19 protein-coding genes are annotated in these 16,051 nt (G+C 63.1%); 9 read left to right on the top strand and 10 right to left on the bottom strand.

Going from position 1 to position 16,051, the window contains the following annotated elements; translation table 11 throughout:
* Positions 1 to 30: 30 nt before the first annotated feature.
* Together ACH9L7_RS09440 and ACH9L7_RS09435 are read right to left on the bottom strand one after the other, a co-directional pair.
* Positions 31 to 702, bottom strand: coding sequence for a helix-hairpin-helix domain-containing protein (locus ACH9L7_RS09440; protein WP_396610469.1), 672 nt, complete (start codon positions 700 to 702; stop codon positions 31 to 33).
* Between the two features lie 47 nt (positions 703 to 749).
* On the bottom strand, positions 750 to 1,586 hold the full coding sequence (locus ACH9L7_RS09435; RefSeq protein ID WP_396610468.1) for a shikimate dehydrogenase: 837 nt from the start codon (positions 1,584 to 1,586) through the stop codon (positions 750 to 752).
* Positions 1,587 to 1,791: 205 nt separating this feature from the next.
* Between ACH9L7_RS09435 and ACH9L7_RS09430 the strand changes: the two genes are divergently transcribed.
* The 6 genes from ACH9L7_RS09430 to ACH9L7_RS09405 all read left to right on the top strand — a co-directional run bounded on the left by ACH9L7_RS09430 (position 1,792) and on the right by ACH9L7_RS09405 (position 7,792).
* Complete coding sequence (locus tag ACH9L7_RS09430; RefSeq protein ID WP_396610467.1) at positions 1,792 to 2,763, top strand: calcium/sodium antiporter; 972 nt, start codon at positions 1,792 to 1,794, stop codon at positions 2,761 to 2,763.
* An 86-nt stretch (positions 2,764 to 2,849) separates the two neighbouring features.
* Positions 2,850 to 4,202: a sodium:calcium antiporter gene (locus ACH9L7_RS09425; protein ID WP_396610466.1), complete on the top strand. Its 1,353-nt coding sequence runs from the start codon at positions 2,850 to 2,852 to the stop codon at positions 4,200 to 4,202.
* Between the two features lie 84 nt (positions 4,203 to 4,286).
* Positions 4,287 to 5,606 carry a D-aminoacyl-tRNA deacylase gene (locus ACH9L7_RS09420; protein ID WP_396610465.1) on the top strand — a complete coding sequence of 440 codons (1,320 nt, stop codon included), beginning with the start codon at positions 4,287 to 4,289 and terminating at the stop codon, positions 5,604 to 5,606.
* 140 nt (positions 5,607 to 5,746) lie between these two features.
* A complete protein-coding gene (gene ftsZ / locus ACH9L7_RS09415) occupies positions 5,747 to 6,925 on the top strand; it encodes a cell division protein FtsZ (RefSeq protein ID WP_396610464.1) in 1,179 nt (392 codons plus the stop codon).
* Positions 6,926 to 7,164: 239 nt separating this feature from the next.
* Complete coding sequence (locus ACH9L7_RS09410) at positions 7,165 to 7,338, top strand: protein translocase SEC61 complex subunit gamma (RefSeq protein ID WP_396610463.1); 174 nt, start codon at positions 7,165 to 7,167, stop codon at positions 7,336 to 7,338.
* Position 7,339: 1 nt separating this feature from the next.
* Positions 7,340 to 7,792, top strand: a complete 453-nt coding sequence (locus ACH9L7_RS09405) for a transcription elongation factor Spt5 (RefSeq protein ID WP_396610462.1) — start codon at positions 7,340 to 7,342, stop codon at positions 7,790 to 7,792.
* 103 nt (positions 7,793 to 7,895) lie between these two features.
* Here the strand turns inward: ACH9L7_RS09405 and ACH9L7_RS09400 are convergent, their stop codons facing one another.
* The gene (locus ACH9L7_RS09400) at positions 7,896 to 8,198 is read right to left on the bottom strand and encodes a hypothetical protein (protein ID WP_396610461.1); all 303 of its coding nucleotides are present in this window, start codon (positions 8,196 to 8,198) and stop codon (positions 7,896 to 7,898) included.
* A gap of 128 nt (positions 8,199 to 8,326) precedes the next feature.
* Between ACH9L7_RS09400 and ACH9L7_RS09395 the strand changes: the two genes are divergently transcribed.
* Positions 8,327 to 9,061, top strand: a complete 735-nt coding sequence (locus ACH9L7_RS09395; RefSeq protein WP_396613255.1) for a PHP-associated domain-containing protein — start codon at positions 8,327 to 8,329, stop codon at positions 9,059 to 9,061.
* A 38-nt stretch (positions 9,062 to 9,099) separates the two neighbouring features.
* Here ACH9L7_RS09395 and ACH9L7_RS09390 read toward each other — a convergent pair whose 3' ends face one another.
* Positions 9,100 to 9,624 (bottom strand): metal-dependent hydrolase, encoded by a 525-nt coding sequence (locus ACH9L7_RS09390; protein WP_396610460.1) that lies wholly within the window; start codon positions 9,622 to 9,624, stop codon positions 9,100 to 9,102.
* 85 nt (positions 9,625 to 9,709) lie between these two features.
* A complete protein-coding gene (locus ACH9L7_RS09385; protein ID WP_396610459.1) occupies positions 9,710 to 10,234 on the bottom strand; it encodes a CinA family protein in 525 nt (174 codons plus the stop codon).
* A 126-nt stretch (positions 10,235 to 10,360) separates the two neighbouring features.
* Between ACH9L7_RS09385 and ACH9L7_RS09380 the strand changes: the two genes are divergently transcribed.
* A complete protein-coding gene (locus tag ACH9L7_RS09380; protein WP_396610458.1) occupies positions 10,361 to 11,593 on the top strand; it encodes an ArsA family ATPase in 1,233 nt (410 codons plus the stop codon).
* Positions 11,594 to 11,621: 28 nt separating this feature from the next.
* Here ACH9L7_RS09380 and ACH9L7_RS09375 read toward each other — a convergent pair whose 3' ends face one another.
* The 5 genes from ACH9L7_RS09375 to ACH9L7_RS09355 form a co-directional block, all read right to left on the bottom strand.
* A complete protein-coding gene (locus ACH9L7_RS09375) occupies positions 11,622 to 12,464 on the bottom strand; it encodes an SDR family oxidoreductase (protein WP_396610457.1) in 843 nt (280 codons plus the stop codon).
* A 68-nt stretch (positions 12,465 to 12,532) separates the two neighbouring features.
* Complete coding sequence (locus ACH9L7_RS09370; RefSeq protein ID WP_396613254.1) at positions 12,533 to 13,339, bottom strand: endonuclease V; 807 nt, start codon at positions 13,337 to 13,339, stop codon at positions 12,533 to 12,535.
* Between the two features lies 1 nt (position 13,340).
* On the bottom strand, positions 13,341 to 14,261 hold the full coding sequence (locus tag ACH9L7_RS09365) for a rhomboid family intramembrane serine protease (RefSeq protein ID WP_396610456.1): 921 nt from the start codon (positions 14,259 to 14,261) through the stop codon (positions 13,341 to 13,343).
* 130 nt (positions 14,262 to 14,391) lie between these two features.
* Positions 14,392 to 14,514 (bottom strand): hypothetical protein, encoded by a 123-nt coding sequence (locus ACH9L7_RS09360; RefSeq protein ID WP_396613324.1) that lies wholly within the window; start codon positions 14,512 to 14,514, stop codon positions 14,392 to 14,394.
* Between the two features lie 239 nt (positions 14,515 to 14,753).
* Positions 14,754 to 15,287 carry an inorganic diphosphatase gene (locus ACH9L7_RS09355; protein WP_396610455.1) on the bottom strand — a complete coding sequence of 178 codons (534 nt, stop codon included), beginning with the start codon at positions 15,285 to 15,287 and terminating at the stop codon, positions 14,754 to 14,756.
* A gap of 393 nt (positions 15,288 to 15,680) precedes the next feature.
* Here ACH9L7_RS09355 and ACH9L7_RS09350 point away from each other — a divergent pair, with 393 nt between their 5' ends.
* A complete protein-coding gene (locus tag ACH9L7_RS09350) occupies positions 15,681 to 16,040 on the top strand; it encodes a PadR family transcriptional regulator (protein WP_396610454.1) in 360 nt (119 codons plus the stop codon).
* Positions 16,041 to 16,051: the final 11 nt, after the last annotated feature.

The raw sequence follows: 16,051 nt of genomic DNA, 5'->3' as shown, positions 1-16,051 counted from the left end.
CGGTTTCGTGACGTGTCAGAAGATGCCGGATTACTCGCTCGCGCGGTCAATCCACCGCTGGACGCGCTTGGGAGACACGTCGATGGCGTCTCCGACCTCGTCGGGGTCCGACGCGGTGAGGTCCGAAACCGTCTCGATACCGATATCCGAGAGGCGACCTGCGTAGGCCGGTCCGATGCCGCGAACCGTGTCGACTGCGGGCGAGTCCGCTCCTTCGTCGGCCTCTTCGGCCGCGTCTTCGGCCGCGTCTTCTGGTGCAGTTTCTTCTTCGACTTCCGCGGTTTCTTCTTCAGTTTCTGCGGCCTCATCTCCGACTTCTGCGCCTTCTTCCGCCTCTTCATCAACCTCCGCGGCTGCTTCGTCTTCCGCTTCCGCAGCCTCTGGCTCAGGCTCAGGTTCTTCTGCAGCCTCTGGCTCGGGCTCGGGTTCTTCTGTCGCCTCAGGTTCTGCCTCTTCGATAACGTCGTCCGCCTCGGCGGCCGTCCGTTCGGCGGTCGGTTCCGCTCCCTCGTCGGTCGACGACTCTTCGACCGGTTCCTTTACCGCAGCCTCCGATTCGATATCCGGTTCAGCACGCTCCGTCTGCGTGTCTCGTTCGACCGTCACGGTCGCGTCAGAGCCGCGTTCGCTCTTTGACGCGGACGAGGAGTCGCTTCCGAGAAGCGACTTCAGAAAGGACGAGATACGATCAAGCAAACCCATATTGGTTCTCTGTATGCGGTTCCGTTATTTAAAAACCTGCGGCAGCGTCATGCGGTGAGATGGTCGCGGAGTGCATCGTTCATGACTTCGACCGGCGCGTCGAGTCCGGTCCACAGTTCGAATGCCTCGACGCCTTGGAGAAGCAGCATCCACGCCCCGTCGATAGTGACCGCGCCTGCGTCGGCCGCCTCCCGGAGGAGACGTGTCTCGATAGGCGTGTACACCGCGTCGAGAACGGCGAGGTCGCCGTGGAGGTACTCCGCAGGGACGGGCGTCTCGTCGGGCGCTTCCATCCCGACGCTCGTCGCGTTGACGAGTACGCTGGCGTCTCGGATTCGGTCGAGACTGTCGAGTCCGCCGCCAGTTGCACCGGGGACGACGCCCGCCAGTTCCTCAGCCTTCTCGGCGGTTCGGTTGGCGATGTGAACTGACGCCCCAGCGTCTGCGAGGGCGAACGCGGCGGCGCGGCCCGCGCCTCCCGCACCGACGACGACGGCATCTCCCCCGTCGAGTTCGACACCGTGTCGTTCGAACGCTCGCGTAACGCCTGCGGCGTCCGTGTTGTACCCTTTCGGCGTGCTGTCTTCTTTCGGCGTGCTATCTTCGGCTCCGTCGTCGAACACGACGGTGTTGACCGCGCCAATGCGCTCGGCGAGTGGGTCGGGGTCCACCAGTTCCAGCACGTCCTGCTTGAACGGAATCGTGACGTTGAGCCCGGCGATTCCGAGTGCATCCGCGCCGGAGATGGCGTCGGCGAGTGCCGACGGTTCAGGCTCGAAGGTGACGTAGCGCGCATCGACACCCAACTCCTCGTACGCCGCCTCGTGCATGGGCGGCGAGAGCGAGTGGCCGACGGGGTTCCCGACCAGACCGTAGACTTGCATGGGTTGGTGGTGTCCTGCAGACGGTATAACTCGCCCGCCTGCGTCGGATTCCGCCGGGACTTCCTATTGGTCCGGCGGCCGGTTTGACGCCGTGAGAGACACCGCGACCGATTCGACAAATGATAATAGTTTTTAGTGTGGTAGCCACTACCGGGCGTCTTCCGTACCGGCGTGCTTTTAGTCTCCCGTTAGACTACTCCCGCGTATGTCGGTACTCGCAACCTTACTTTCCTTTGACACCGCGCTCCTCGTGGCCGGTATCATCGCACTCTACCTTGGGGCGGAAGCCCTCGTCGAGGGTGCCTCGCGGCTTGCCATCGGTCTCGGCCTTCGAGCGGCTATCGTCGGTGTTACTATCGTCGCATTTGCGACGACGACGCCCGAACTGTTCGTTGCCGTGCTGAGTGGCCTTGGCTACAGCTCCGACCTCGGACTGGGTGCCATCGTCGGGTCGAACATCGCCAACATCGGTCTCGTACTGGGTATCTCGGCACTCATCCAACCGATGGGTGTCTCGACCACGACACTCCGTCGACACGTCCCGTTCATGATTACGGCGGCTATCGCCCTCGTGGTACTTGGGATGGACGGGTCGCTCAGCGCCGTCGACGGCGGTCTGCTCCTCGTTATCCTCGTCGCGTTCACTGGGTTCTTGGTCTACCGCGCGCAGGCGTCCAAGGCTGACGCAATCGGAACCGACGAAATCGACATCGAGGACGAAGACGAGGTGACGGCGTCGTTCAAAGACGTGCTGTACCTCGGTCTCGGTCTTCTGCTCCTCTTCATCGGGTCGAACTGGCTTATCCAGGGCGGCAAGGGTCTGCTCGAAGCATACGGATTCAGCACGCGCTTTATCGGACTCACTATCCTCGCGTTCGGGACGTCGCTGCCAGAACTCGCGGCATCCGTGATCAGCGCCATCCGCGGCGAAGCCGAGTTCAGTATCGGGAACGTCGTCGGGTCGAACATCTACAACGTCGTCGCCGTTCTCGGTATCCTCGCCATCATGGTCCCCGTCAAGGTTCCTGCAAGTACTATCTCTCTTGACTTCCCCGCGCTGCTCGCGTTCACTTTCGGTGTCATCGCGCTCATGGTCCATAACCGCGATGTGTCCCGACTCGACGGCGGTCTCCTCGTCGGCGGCTACCTCGTGTTCTTCTGGCTCATTCTCCCGTAGACGACCCGGTCGGTCTTTTTCAGGGTATCTCACTCACGCGACAGAAGCGCAAGAGATACCGACGTTGCACGCACACGTGTATGCACATGGTCCGACGACGACTCAGTCACCCGCTGGTGGCAGTCTTCGGTGCGATGCTGCTCACCGTACCGTGGCTTGGACTGCACACCATCTTCGGGGCGCACCTCCAGACCGTGCCGACGGTCGCACTGAGCGGAGTCGCCGTCCTCGGGGCCTCGTTCCTCCTCGCGTGGGGTGCCGAGACGGCCGAGGCGGACGTTCCGCGCGCGTTCGCCCTCGCAGTGCTCGCGGTCCTCGCAGTCGCACCCGAGTACGCAGTCGACGCCCTCTACGCGTGGGAAGCGGGTATCAACCCCGGGTCGCCCGAATCGGCCGAAGCAGCGAGTCTCGCCGTCGCCAACATGACGGGCGCGAACCGAATCCTCATCGGCATCGGCTGGTCGGCAATCGCTATCTTCACCCTGTACCGCGCGCGCCAGACCGGCGACAAGGCAGTCGAAAATCGGCCGGGGTTCCTCACCGACGCCGTCATCCTCGACCGGGATATCTCGACGGAAATTCTGTTCCTCTTCGTGGCGACGGTGTTCGCGTTCTTCGTCCCGCTCGGAACCGGCATCGGTGCGTTCGACATGTTCGTCCTCGTCGGTCTCTACTTCGCGTACATCTTCGCGGCGCTGAACGCGCCCCACAAGGAAGAAGAGCAAATCGGCGTCCCCGCGTATCTCCAGTCGTATCACCGCTCGAAACGCATCGCGACCACGCTCGGTCTCTTCCTGTTTTCCGGATTCGTCATCCTCGTCGCCGTCGAACCGTTCGCCCACGGTCTCGAAGAACTCGGTACGTCGGTCGGTATCCCGCCGTTCTTGATGATTCAGTGGGTCGCGCCACTCGCCAGTGAGAGCCCCGAACTCATCGTCGTCGCCTACCTCGTGAACAAGGCTCGCTCGACCGCCGGGTTCAACGCGCTCATCTCCTCGAAGTTGAACCAGTGGACGCTCCTCATCGGGACGCTCGTCCTCGTCTACAGCCTTTCGCTCGGCTACTACGGTCCCCTCCCGCTCGACCCCCACCAGGCGGGCGAAATCTGGCTGACGGCCGCACAGAGTTACTTCGCCATCGCCATCCTCATCACCTTCACCATCTCGCTTCGGGAGGCGCTCGTACTCCTCGGCCTGTTCCTCGCACAGTTCGTCTACGCCGTCACGGAGACGACGCTCACGCTCACGCTTCCCGCCCTCGGGCCGGTGACGTTCGACGGAACCACGTCACTCCTCGGATTCGCCGCTATCTACATGGTCCTCGGGACGGCGCTGTTCGTTGTTAGGCGGGACGAACTCGTCTACGTCACGAAGCGGTCCATCCGGCAGGTTCGCGGCGACTACAGCACGGACGAAGTCGCGCCGCTCGCCGAAGACTGACCGAGTCCCCGACGGTCCCGTCTCTTTTCACCCCACCTCGCCGTTTCCGACGCGCTTTTCGCCGCCCTCGTCGACCCTCGAATCGTGATTGGAATCGTCGTCAGCCACGCCGACAGCGCATCGGTCCACATCGGCGAGCACTTGCGAGCCCTCGCGGAGTGGGAGGAAGCGACCGACGACACCCGACCGGACGCCGCGGGTGGCGGCCGCTACTACCGCCGTACGGGCTTCGAACTCCGCGAGTTCGACGACCTGCACATCTACCTCGACGACCCCGCTGAGGCGTTCTCTGAAACGCCTGCCTTCGTCGCCGTCGTCTCGCGGCACGCCGGAGAGACCGGACCGCTCCTCACCGCTCACTTCACCGGCAACTTCGGCCCGGCAGACTACGGCGGCGAGTCCGGACGCTTCGCCCGCGCCTGTCCGAACGCTCAGCGCGCCGTCGTCTCCGCCCTGCGCCACCACGCGCCCGACGGTTACGAAGTCGGCATCGAAGCGACACACCACGGTCCGACCGAGACGGACGTTCCCTCGATGTTCGTCGAACTCGGAAGCGGCGAAGACGAATGGAACGACCCCGAGGGTGCGCGCGCAGTCGCGGCGGCCGTCCTCGACATCGAGGGCGTCGAACCCGATGCCGACCGGCAACTCGTCGGCTTCGGCGGCGGCCACTACGCGCCCCGGTTCGAGCGCATCCTCCGCGAGACGGACTGGTCGGTCGGCCACATCGCCGCCGACTGGCAACTGAAGGCGATGGGTGACCCCGACGAGAACCGAGACGTGCTTCGCCGGGCGTTCGACGCCTCGGCTGCTGACGTTGCGCTCGTCGACGGCGACAGAGAAAACCTCGCGGACGTGCTGGAAGACGAGGGCTATCGCGTCGTTTCGGAGACGTGGGTTCGAGAGACGGCCGGTGTGCCGCTCGCGCGCGTCCGTGACCTCGAATCCGCGCTCATCCGCATCGAAGACGGCCTTCGGTTCGGAACCGACGTTGATGCCGCCGACTACGACGTCGTCTCGCTCCCCGACCCGCTCTTGGCCGAGGCACAGGGTATCGACATCGACGCCGCACTCGACGCTGTGGCGGAGACGACAGTTGCCTTCCAGACCACCGAGGGCGGGACGCGCGCGAGCGGACGTGCCGCAATCGCGGCCGACGGCTACGACGAACTCGTCGCGCGACTCTGCGATATTCTGCGCGCGAAGTACGACTCGGTCGAGCGAGACGATGGGCGCGTCGTCGCCTCGATGACCGCGTTCGACCCTGTGGCGGCCCGTGAGCGGGGGGTGCCCGAAGGACCGGCGTTCGGAAAGCTCTCGGCAGGATACGAAATCGAGGTCGATGGCGAGGTTATCTCGCCCGCGGAGGTTTCGAAGCAACGAGTAATCGATTTCTCGGTTTGATGCAAGTTCTGCCCGAAATATATACATATTCTTGAATAACCAACCCGGTTACCTCCCAACTCGGCGGCATGTCGTCGGACAGATGTCTGACGAAAGGGAGAAAGATAATTAGTGGTCCTCCGTAAACCGTCTCCACAAATATGGACTCTATCGTCGACGACGCAATCGATGAGGCCGAGGACATGGGGGAGGGGACGCCCGAAGTCGGCGACCCGACGGAAATCAACCGCTCCGGTACCATGACTGACGACGAACTGAAAGCCGTCCTGAAAGACCTGCAGACCAACATTACGGTCGTCGGGTGCGGTGGTGCGGGTGGCAACACCGTCAACCGAATGCACGAAGAGGGCATCAAGGGGGCGAAACTCGTCGCGGCCAACACGGACGTACAGCACCTCGTGGAAATCGACGCGGACACGAAGATTCTCATGGGCGAACAGAAGACGCAGGGGCGCGGTGCCGGGTCGCTTCCGCAGGTGGGCGAAGAGGCCGCACTCGAATCCCAAGAGGAGATTTACGACGCCATCGAGGGGTCCGACATGGTGTTCGTCACGGCTGGCCTCGGCGGTGGGACCGGGACCGGTTCAGCCCCCGTCGTCGCGAAAGCCGCGCGCGAGTCCGGCGCGCTCACCATCGCTATCGTCACCACGCCCTTCACGGCCGAGGGTGAAGTTCGTCGGACCAACGCCGAAGCGGGTCTCGAACGCCTCCGCGACGTGTCCGACACGGTCATCGTCGTCCCGAACGACCGCCTCCTCGACGCCGTCGGGAAGCTTCCCGTTCGGCAGGCGTTCAAGGTCTCCGACGAAGTCCTCATGCGCTCGGTCAAGGGCATCACCGAACTCATCACCAAGCCGGGTCTCGTCAACCTCGACTTCGCCGACGTGAAGACCGTCATGGAACGTGGTGGCGTTGCCATGATCGGTCTCGGCGAGTCCGACTCCGAGTCCAAGGCCCAAGAGTCCGTCAAATCTGCCCTCCGTTCGCCCCTCCTCGACGTGGACATCTCCGGCGCGAACTCTGCGCTCGTCAACGTCACCGGTGGGTCCGACATGAGCATCGAAGAGGCAGAGGGTGTCGTCGAGGAGATTTACGACCGCATCGACCCCGACGCGCGCATCATCTGGGGGACGTCCGTCGACGACGAACTCGAAGGCATGATGCGGACGATGATTGTCGTCACAGGCGTCGAGTCGCCCCAGATTTACGGCGGCCGCGACGACGGGCAACAGCAGCAACAACAGCAACCGCAGCAGCAAGTTCCGCAGGAACAGCTCCAGCAGGGCGGCCGTCTCGAAGACATCGACTACGTCGAGTAATCGAGCCCACGCCGTCGATAGGGTCCGTTTGGTCCCCGCTCCGCTCGCCCCTCTGGGACGCGCCGTGAGTTGCATCGCCGTCACTCTGTCTGTGTGCCGCGTCGCAAACACGCGCGCTTCCTATGATACCTCGCGGAGCGTCTGTTGTCTCGTGAGCGTCCTCGTGCTGCCTCGCGCACGTTCGCTGACAGGCTGGCATCAATAGATAGAAAAAGGGCGACCCCTTATGCCTCGACAACATGGATGTCAAGTACGACCTGACCAGCTACGTTCGCGTGCTGAAGCTCGCGAGCACTCCCTCCTGGCAGGAGTTCTCTCAGATCGCCAAGATTGCCGGCGCAGGTATCTTCCTCATCGGCCTCGTTGGCTTCATCATCTTCGCGGTCATGAGCTTCCTCCCCGGGGGAATCTGAGATGCCAATCTTCGCCGTAAAGACGACCGCTCGCCAGGAGCGAACGGTCGCGGACATGATTGCGACGAAGGACTTCGCAGAGATACACGCTGTGTTGGCTCCCGACTCGCTCACGAGTTACGTGATGGTCGAAGCCGACGACGACGGTATCCTCTCGCGCGTCCTCGACGAGATTCCGCACGCTCGCGGACTGGTCGAAAGCGGCGGGATGGTCGGCACATCCAGCATGGCCGAAGTCGAGCACTTCCTGTCGCCGACGCCCGACGTGGAGGGCATCGCCGAGGGGGACATCGTCGAACTCATCGCCGGACCGTTCAAGGGCGAAAAGGCACGCGTCCAGCGCATCGACGAGACGAAAGACCAGGTTACCGTCGAACTCTACGAAGCGACGGTTCCGATTCCGGTCACGGTCCGCGGCGACCAGATTCGCGTCCTCGACTCCGACGAACGGTAATCGAAGCGCCGCTGTCTTTCTTTTCTCTCTTTCCGCACGCCCCCACCAGCGGTGCGTGTGTTCGGTTCGTCTGAGTTCTCGTCTCGGTTCCTCGATTCGCTACTCAGAGCGCGCCTTCCTCGCGGAGCGTCTGGACGACGCTGTTGAGGTCTGCTTCGTCTTCGACACTCGATTTGATTTCCTCACGGACGCGGACGGCAGAGGAGTCTGCGTCGTACGCGCGGACGAACTCGGCACGCGTGTGTTCGTCGAACGCGTGACGGATAGCGAAGTACCCATCCGGGACGATGGTTCCACACACCTTGCACTCGTGGCGCGTGTGTTCCGTCGTCTGGTGGATGATGGCATTTTCGACATCCTTGAATCGCGCATCGCACCCCTCGATACCGCATTTCCACCGGGACATGTGCGACTCGACGGCCGTCGGGGACAAAATCGTTTCTTCGAACGAGCGCCGTTCGCGAAATAGCAACCAATAACTGTCGCGTGGCCAGAGAATCCTCCGTGACCGCGAGTACGACGACTCGGGTAGACATGCACGTGAAGATTCTCGACGAGCGAGTCGTCTCGCGTGCGAAAGCCCGCGACATCGACGTGTTGGTCTACGCCCCGCACTTCGTCCGTCTCCCCGACATTCGCGCCCGTGCCGCTCGGTTCTCTGACGACGACCTGCTCGTCGTCCCTGCCCGTGAGGTGTTCACCGGGTCGTGGCGCGACCGGAAACACGTACTCGCACTCGGTCTCTCGGCCCCCGTCCCCGACTTCATCACCCTCGACGGTGCGATGGACGAGTTCGCCAGACAGGAGGCTGCCGTCGTCGTTCCGCACCCGGAACTGCTGAACGTGAGCCTCACGTCCAAGGACATCGAGGCGTACCGCGACGACATCCACGCCGTCGAGACGTACAACGCCAAGGCCTTCTCGCGGCACAACCGACGCGGCCGAGAAATCGCCCGCGAGGTTGGCTTGCCGGGATTCGCGTCTTCGTACGCGCACGTCCGCGGGAGTATCGGCGAGGCGTGGACCGAATTCGACCGGGCCATCGACTCCGCGGCGGACCTCGTCGACGCGCTCCGAGAAGGTGCAGAACGCCGCGTGATTCGTCGCTCTGGCATCTCACATACGATTCGCGGTGCAATCGAGTTTGCCCACCTCGGCTACGAGAACTCGTGGGGGAAACTCGACCGACTGCTTCTCTCCGGGATGGAACCGACCCATCCGCGACACATCGCCTACGACGGCCGGTTCGACGACGTAAGCGTCTACTGAGAGAGACGCGAGCGCGTGACGGACAACACGCAGGCCGATTAGAACGACCCGACGAGCGACGCCGTCGCCGTCGCCAGCGACACGTCCAGCGAGAACAGATAGTAGTGGATACCGGCGAGGGCACCGAGTTCGGCGACGGTGATGACGACTGTCACCGTGTCGGCGTACTTGGAACTCGTCGCGACGCCGGTCGGTAGGTCGTACTCCTGCGGCGACAGCGGGTAAAACAGTGCGATACCTCGTTTCGACCCGACCATGTCGAGGACGTAGTGTGTCGCGACGCCAATCCAGACGAACTGGAGGTTCCCGAAGACGACGGGGAATGCGAGGAACGCAATCAACACGGGAAGGTTGTGGAGCGTCTTGCGGTGCTTTCCGAAGGCCGTGTCCACGTCGGGAAAGAGCGCGCCGAGGACGACCGGAAGCGACAACTGTCCGATTTTCTTGCCGAGAAGCAACAGCGAATCGGTCGTCAGTTCGAACGACCGGGGGTCAACTGTGAGGATGACGCCGAGCCCGAGCGCCAGTAAGATGGCGTTGAGCACGTGTCCCTTCTTGTTCATGGGCTGAAAGTGACCGCACGTGATACAAAACTTTCCCACGCCTTCGGCCGACGGCGGAGCGAAGCGCGACGATAGCCGGTCGTACTTAGTCGTCGCCGACTGATGCGACTTCTTCGGCGAGCAACGTGAGTGCGCCCCGCGCAATCTGTTCTTTCACTTGCGTCCGCGACCCGTCGTACTCGTATCGCTCGACGCGGGTGTAGGAGTCGCCGGACCCCCACGGTGCGGCGTAGGCGACGCCGACGAAGACGGTTCCCACTGGCTTTCCGGGGAGTCCGCCTTCGGGGCCAGCGATTCCAGTCGTTGCGACGCCCCACGTCGTATCCGCCACGTCGCGGACGCCCGCGGCCATCTCGCGCGCGACGGCCTCCGAGACAGCGCCGTGTTCGTCGAGTGTCTCCCGCGAGACGGCCAGTTCGTGGCGCTTGGCGTCGTAGGAGTAGGTGACGAGCGAGCGGTCGAAGTAGTCGCTCGACCCCGGGACGTCCGTGAGGAGCGACCCGATGAGGCCGCCCGTACACGACTCGGCCGTCGCGACGGTGTGACCCGCGTCGCGGAGGGCGTCGCCGACGCGCTCTTCTTCCGGTGGATCGCTTGCGAACTCGCGCATGGGTACGCCGACGCTCGGCCGGAACAAAAACCCGACACCCGAGAGTGCCGTGTTAGCAACGACCTTGCCGTCACACGGGCTTCCGAGACCGAGAAGTACACAAGTCCGGGCCGTACACGGTCCGACATGGATATCGATGTCGAACCGACCGAGCGCCCGGACGACGATTCCGACGGCGACGAGGGCGACGACGGTGGACCCGCCGAAATCGAGGTCGAAGTCACCGACAGCGAGACGGCAACGACCGACCGGACGGACCTCCCGCGCGGAATCGATGCTCCGGAGTACGTCCTCTACGGTGGGAAAGGTGGCGTCGGGAAGACGACGATGGCCGCGGCCACGGCCCTCGCCAGCGCGGCTGACGGCACCTCGACGCTCGTCGTCTCGACGGACCCCGCACACTCGCTTTCGGACACACTCGGCGTTCCTGTCCCCGCCGAACCGACGCGCCTCCGTGAGGACATGCCGCTGTACGCGGCCGAAATCGACCCCGACTCCGTGATGGAAGGCCCGTTCGCGGACGCCGGAGCGGGAGACGTGGCAGACACGACCGACGAGACGGAGTACGACACCGCAGAGTACGACGCTGACAACCCCTTCGTCGGTGGCGATTCGGATGGCTCGAACTCGCCGTTCGGCGGCATGGGCGACACCATGGGCGGGTTCGAAGACCTGCTCGGCGGCGATGGGCCGATGGGAATGGGTGGCCCGATGCCCGGTGCCGACGAGGCAGCGGCGATGCAGCAACTGCTCGAATACCTCGACGACCCCCGATTCGACCGCGTCGTCATCGACACCGCGCCGACCGGTCACACGCTCCGACTGCTCGAACTGCCGGAGATAATGGACTCGATGCTCGGCCGCATCGTCCGAATGCGCGACAAGTTCTCCGGAATGATGGACAACATCAAGGGGATGTTCGGCGGCGGTCCGGACGAACCGCAGGCGGGGATGGCGGACCTCGACGACCTCCGCGAGCGTATCGAGCACCTTCGCTCTATCCTCCGCGACCCGGCGAAGACGGACTTCCGCGTCGTCATGATTCCCGAGGAGATGAGCGTCGTCGAATCCACCCGTCTGGTCGCGCGACTCGACGAGTTCGGTATTCCCGTCCAGACGCTCGTCGTCAACCGCGTGATGGAGTCCGTAGACGACGTGGCCGACGTCGACCCGCGGTGGTTCGTCTCGCCCGACCTCGACGACTGTTCGTTCTGTCAGCGCCGCTGGGATGTCCAACAGAAGGCGCTTCGCTCGGCGACCGACCTCTTCCGCGGGCGTGACGTAAAGCGCGTCCCGCTTCTCGCCGACCAGGTACAGGGCGAAGACGCGCTACGTGTCGTCGCCGCGTGTCTCGACTGACGAAGCACGACGCACTCGACGAAAACAGTCAGAGGAACTTTCGAACGAGTCCGTACAGCGCGTCACGCCACGCGTCGGGGACGAACCGCCCGAGGACGGTGGCGCGTGCGACGGGACCGGATTGATACCGGGCGCGCGGTTTCGTCGAACTCGCGGCGTTGACGATGTCTGCTGCGACGTGCGCCGGTGGAATCGCACCGGGGCCGCTGCCGCCGAGGGCGGCCGTATCGTCGAGCAGTTTGTAGATAGTCTCGTACGCGCCGGAGCGCTCGATACCGTCAGTCTTGTCGCCGCCGTTGACCTCGACGTCGACGCGCTCTGTAAACTGCGTCTCGACCGGCCCGGGTTCGATGAGAACGGCGTCGATGCCGTATGCTTCGACCTCGCCGCGGAGGGCATCGGTCATCGCTTCGAGCGCGAACTTCGACCCGGCGTAGACGCCGGTTCCGGGGAACGAGACGCGCCCAACGACGCTGGAGACGTTGATGATGGTTCCATCCTCCTGTGCGCGCATGTGCGGAAGCACAGCGCGTGTGAGGCGGTGGGGACCGTAGACGTTCACGTCGAACTGGTCGTGGACCATCTCGGTCGGCACGTCTTCGATGGGGCCCAGTTGCCCGTAGCCCGCGTTGTTGACGAGACAGTCGATACGTCCTTGTTCGTCGATGATTCGGTCCACGACGCGGTCGACGTCCGACTGGTCGGTAACGTCGAGCGTCGCGATGGTCGCACCGCGCTCACCCAGCGTCTCGATGTCTGCAGGGTTCCGAGCGGTGGCGTAGACCTCCCACTCCTCGTCGAGGAACTGGAGCGCCGTCTCGCGCCCGATTCCCGAGGAACAACCGGTGATGAGGACCGACTTCTGATGCACGCCGGTAGGTCGAACCGTGCGCTGTTAAGTGTACGCGATTCTCGATAAGGGAGGACCCCGTCCCGCTGCTAGTACTGCGCTTTCGCCTCGTCCGCGTAGGCGTCCGCGAGACGCGTTGGTTCGGGGAGTTTGTAGTCGCCACCGAGTCGAGCGACGAGGTCGACCGCCGTCTCCGGAGACAGGCGGTGGCCGGGGCTGACGTACAACGGGTTCACGATGGGGTTCGATTCGTACTGCCGCGACTGGTAGGCGTACCCGAGAATCGTCTCCGGGGTTGCGGGGTGCCCACCGACCGCATCGACCGAGTCGTCCGCGCGAATCGGCGTCTTCCACCCGACTGGGTGGCCGTCTACGCTCTCGTCGGGGTCGCCGCAGAGAAGCGACTTGGCGACGCCGATGCTCGGAACGTCACAGACGACACCCACGTGGGTCGCCAGTCCGGCCTGTCGGAAGTGGATACGGCCAGACCCGTCGAACACGAGGAGGTCCGGGTCGGTGTCGAGTTTGGCCAGCGCGTCGAGGATGGGACCGCCCTCACGGAACGACAGCAGGCCGGGGACGTACGGGAGATCGAGGTCTGACACGGCATGAACGCGCTCGACGACCTCACCGCCGCGAAGTACGACGACGGCGCTTACGGCGCTGTCGTCGAGAAATGCCTGGTCGATGCCCGCGACGAGCGGCGGGTCGGAATCGTCGCTTTTGCCTGCTCCGTCGAGTGTCGTGGCGTTCGGGTCGCCGAGCGAGACGCTCGCGGGGTCGAAGGCGATGTCGTCTTCGAAGACGGCCGTCTCGGCGACGCGGCGCTGAAGCGCTTCCATCTCGTCGCGCGAGAGGCCGGGTCGCGGCGCGAGGTCTGGATTGGCCGGGTGCATCTTAGAACCGGCCGCCGCCGCCGCGACGACTGCCACCGAGCGACATCTGGTTGGGAACGTTTCGCTTTCCGTTCACCCGCTGGCCGTACGCGAGGCCGATGACGAGACCCACGAGGTGAGCGAAGTGGGCGACGTTGCCCTGTCCGGCCGACGCGGCGGTGCTCGGTTCGAGGAAGAACACGACCGAGATGGCCGCGAACGCGAGGGTGAAGAGCCAAAGCGGGATGGGGATGAGGAAGTACAGGTAGATGCGGAGGCTCGGGTTCAGCACCGTGAGGACGCCGAGGATGGCGAAGACGGCCCCGGACGCGCCGAGAACCGACGTGGGAATGCCCGGCGTCAGGACGAAACTGCTCCCGATGTGGGCGAGTCCTGCAGCCATTCCGGCGACGACGAACAGAGCGGCGAACTTCCGCGACCCGATGTAGCGTTCGACCAGCGGGCCGAAGAAGTACAGGACGATGCTGTTACCGACGATGTGGTAGAACGACACCGGACTGTGGGAGAACACCGACGTAACCCACGTCCAGACGAAGAGCGGATGGGACGAACTCAGCGTGAACACAGCGCTGAACGTCCCTCTGGGGAAGATTCCGGCCTGCATCCCGAGGATGACGGCCCATTCCAGCGCGAACGTGACCCACATGAGCGCGAGGAAGGCGTAGGCCATGTTCCCGCGGAAGTAGCCGAGTGGCCCACCAGTGCCTGTGAGCGAACCGAGGAGGCTGCTGGCGCGGCCGCTTTTGGTACTCACCGAGTCGTCGAAGCTACTCTCGAAGACTCCCGACGGGTCGTTCCAACTCGAAAGCCCCGGACACTCGTGATTCTCCGGCAGGCGGTGTTCCGAACAGAACGTTCCGCCACATCGAGAACAGCGGTACGGCAGGTTCTCGTGCCGGCCGCACTCGTCGCAAGTAGCCATTACTGACGACTTGCGGCGGCGAGATAAAAAGGGGTTGCCTCCTGCGCGTCGTGGCCACACAGCTTTCGGTCGTCGATTCGGAACCGGCGCGGCCGCTCAAAAACGCAGCAGATACGAGAATACGGACGATTTACTCGTCGTCGGACGACGCTTCGTCGGTGTCCCCGCTCTCCGCGGATGTGGGCGTGAAATTCGTCGGGACGACGGTCGTGTGGTGGAGACCGAGACGGGGTTGTTTGGCTGCCATTCTCATCAGTACCTACCCGCCGAGACGACTAATAATTACCCATGCGCATAATTTATCTCCTGACGGGGACCCGATAACCGGTGTGTATGCGAGCTGTCGAGGGCTGCCGATTTCGCTGCGCGGGCGTCGTTGTGTTTTCTGTGAGTGTTTTCGTTTCCGGGTCACCGTCCGACTGAGCCGAGTGCCGCTGCTCAGAGAGTCGTGTCCAAAAAAGCGGTAGTTCGAGACGTGGGTTCGAGACGGAGTTACGCGAAGTTCTCTTCGTAGAGGTCCATCGCGTGCTCGATGGCGTCCTTCGCGGCCTGCTTGTCTTCCCAGCCGAGGGTCTCGACTTCCTTGCCTTCTTCGAGGTTCTTGTACGTCGCGAAGAACTCGTCAATCTCGTCGAGCGTCTGCTGCGGGATGTCTTCGAGGTCTTCGATGTGGTCGTAGCGCGGGTCCTCGATGGGGACGGCGATGACCTTGTCGTCCTGCTCGCCGTCGTCGTCCATCTTCATGAGGGCGACGGGACGGGCTTCGATGACACAGCCGGGGAACGTCTGGTCTTCGACGAGGACGAGCACGTCGAAGGGGTCTTCGTCGTCGTAGTACGTCCGCGGCATGAAGCCGTAGTCAGAGGGGTAGTGGACGTTAGAGTGAAGCACGCGGTCGAGGACGACGCCGGGAATGTCCTTGTCGTACTCGTACTTGTTGCGCTCGCCTTTGAGACACTCGACAACTGCGTAGATTTCGTCCGGCGCGTCGGGGCCGGTTTCCATATCTTCCCAGAGGTTCACCATACCGAACCCATCCTCGATACGAGCAAAAGTCCTTTCGGCATCGGTCGCTGAACGAGTTCGTCGCATGCCTGCAGTGGATTACTAAACCGACGTGTCAAGTATTAACATGGATTAATTTTGCGTTATAGCCACAGTTTCAAAAGTATCCAGAACCAGAGGTATTCTCTGAGTATTCTTCTACAACCCCGCTGAATGGGTGTGAAGTATTCTTCCAAGAATGCCAAGGGCATACCCCAGATATCGTTTAAGTATATACCACCGGGTTGATTTACGTTATAATCGGCGATTCAGTAGGTTCTAGTTCCTATTTTGCCCCGACAATGTCCGTTATCACATCGGAAAACAGGACCTGCGTTGACAAAGTTTAAATAGACAGGTGACATTTCCACATGCATGTCAGAGGCACAAACAATTGGCAATGAATCCGGTGCAGCGCGCGACCTCACCGCATTCCAGCAGAACATCCTTGTCATCCTCGCCGAGGAACCGATGTACGGACTGGCAATCAAGCGTCACCTCGAGACCTACTACGGCACTGAAGTCAACCACGGGCGTCTCTACCCCAACCTTGACGACCTCGTCGAGATGGACCTCGTCGAGAAGAGTGAACTCGACAAGCGCACCAACCAGTACGAACTGACCGACGACGGCCTTCAGGCGGTCCTCGACCGGTTCGACTGGATGTTCTCGAAGTTCGTCACCGACGACGAACGCGCCGAGATGGTCACCGAACGCGTCAACGCCAAACTGTAAGCTGGCATACC

Source organism: Haloferax sp. S1W (assembly GCF_044593955.1).
In the GTDB taxonomy this organism is placed as follows: domain Archaea; phylum Halobacteriota; class Halobacteria; order Halobacteriales; family Haloferacaceae; genus Haloferax.
The sequence above is the reverse complement of the archived record's forward strand: the minus strand, read 5'-3'. Positions and strand labels throughout refer to the sequence as shown.